Here is a 2,252-nt window from a genome sequence, read left to right on the forward strand (position 1 = left end):
TTTTTCTACGATGTTAACTCCTGGTAACGAATTCCCGGAATTGTCTTTAACTACACCTGATATTTGCTTTTGCGCAAATACAAACGAGACGTTTAAGAGGATTAATAATAATGCGATTTTTTTCATAATAAGTTGTGTTTTATTTTTGGTTTGATTTTAAATAGACCGCAATATAATTTTTTTTTAACAAAATATTAGTACTATTTATATTTTTTTTGAAAAAATAATAGGTTGTCAGTAATGCTATCTTTTAATTATTGAAAACAGTATTAAAATGGTATATTTGCAAACTTTTAAAGCTAAATAGCTTTATCTAATAAGATTTAATGCTTGATAGCTCAAAATTTAAAACTCAAAAGAATCTTGTTTGCCATAAAATGTCTCACAGGTTTCTGGTAAAAAATAAAATAGTATTTACAGATGAAAGCAGGAATTGTAGGGTTACCTAATGTTGGAAAATCAACTTTGTTCAATTGTTTGTCAAACGCAAAAGCGCAAAGTGCTAACTTTCCTTTTTGTACCATAGAGCCAAATATTGGCGTTGTTAATGTACCAGATCCAAGAATTAATAAACTAGAGGAATTGGTAAAACCGGAGCGCGTACAAATGGCTACGGTGGATATTGTGGATATTGCAGGCTTAGTAAAAGGAGCTAGTAAAGGAGAAGGTTTAGGAAATCAATTTCTTGGAAACATTAGAGAGTGTAACGCTATTATTCACGTATTGCGTTGTTTTGATAATGATAATATCGTTCATGTTGATGGTAATGTAAATCCCATTCGCGACAAAGAAACTATCGATATCGAGTTGCAGTTAAAAGATTTAGAAACGGTTGAAAAACGTTTAGAAAAAGTAAATCGTGCTGCAAAAACGGGTAACAAAGAAGCGCAGACTGAAAAAGCGCTTTTAGATCGAATTAAAGATACTTTATTGCAAGCTAAATCAGCTAGAACTATCGTTCCACAAGGAAATGACGAGGAAGTTTTAATGGAATCGTTTCAACTGATTACCGCAAAGCCAGTATTATACGTTTGTAACGTAGACGAAAACTCTGCTGTTAATGGGAACAAATATGTAGACCAAGTTCGCGAGTTAGTAAAAGATGAAGATGCGGAAGTAATTATTTTGTCTGTAGGTGCCGAAGCTGATATTACAGAGCTTGAAAGCTACGAAGAGCGCCAAGTGTTCCTTGAAGATATGGGCTTAACAGAGCCAGGAGCATCCGTTTTAATTCGTGCAGCGTATAAATTGTTAAAACAACAAACCTATTTCACGGCTGGTGTAAAAGAAGTTCGTGCTTGGACGATCAATATCGGTTCAACCGCGCCACAAGCTGCGGGAGTAATTCATACTGATTTTGAAAAAGGTTTTATCCGTGCCGAAGTAATTGCTTATGAAGACTACGTGCAATACGGTTCTGAAGCTAAATGTAAAGAAGCTGGAAAATTTAAAGTAGAAGGTAAAGAATATGTTGTAAAAGATGGTGATGTAATGCACTTTAGATTCAACGTGTAATTTTTGCAAATTCAAAAGTTCAAAGTCGAAAGTTAGTAATAGCTTTCGACTTTTTTTATGGACCTAATCCAGCTTTCCGCTTCAAGATTTTTCTATAAAGCCACTTTTTCTAAGACCTCAAAGGAGCTTCCTGCGGTCGCTCTTTCAGGTCAAGAAAAAAATAGTGGCTTTACACAAAAATGCTTTCCGCTGCAATCTGGGGTATTTGCATGGTCTTATAAAGTTTAATTAAAATTAAAAGTGTAAATTCACTAAAATTTTAATCAATTCAAAATGAAACAATTTATTTTGTTAGTGATATTTTTATTTGTTATTTCTTGCAAGAAAGCAGATGCATCAGCAGATGAAAGTTTTGTGTATTTTGAAAAACCACAGCCAATTCAAGATGCTGAACTGTCTGAGATACCTAATAAATTCAGAGGTCTTTTTATTAATTCAGATTCTGTTTACCTTAATATCTCTGAAAATATGATTCGGAGAGAATTTTATAGAAAATTTAGAATTCATAAAACCGAAATAGACTCATTGAAAAATGAATTTGATTTTGTTAATGGCAAGTACGTTTCTAAAGGTTACAAGGTAGCTTTTGATTTTATAAAAATAGGTGATTCCTTAGAGCTTTCGCACAAAGAAATTGATACCATTTTTATTTTTTCAAATACTCAAAAAGCAAAACGATTTAACGGAAAATTAATTTTGAACTATAGTGATTCTATTTATTGGACAGTCAATACGCT

2 protein-coding genes are annotated in these 2,252 nt (G+C 32.6%); both read left to right on the top strand.

Annotation, left to right across the window (positions count from 1 at the left end; translation table 11 throughout):
* Positions 1–420: 420 nt before the first annotated feature.
* Positions 421–1,515: a redox-regulated ATPase YchF gene (ychF, locus tag DNC80_RS15680; protein ID WP_182652018.1), complete on the top strand. Its 1,095-nt coding sequence runs from the start codon at positions 421–423 to the stop codon at positions 1,513–1,515.
* Positions 1,516–1,788: 273 nt separating this feature from the next.
* On the top strand, positions 1,789–2,252 hold a 464-nt coding region (locus DNC80_RS15685), incomplete at its 3' end, for a hypothetical protein (RefSeq protein WP_182652019.1).

It is taken from the genome of Flavobacterium sp. SOK18b, from assembly GCF_014156605.1.
Lineage (GTDB): Bacteria > Bacteroidota > Bacteroidia > Flavobacteriales > Flavobacteriaceae > Flavobacterium > Flavobacterium tiangeerense.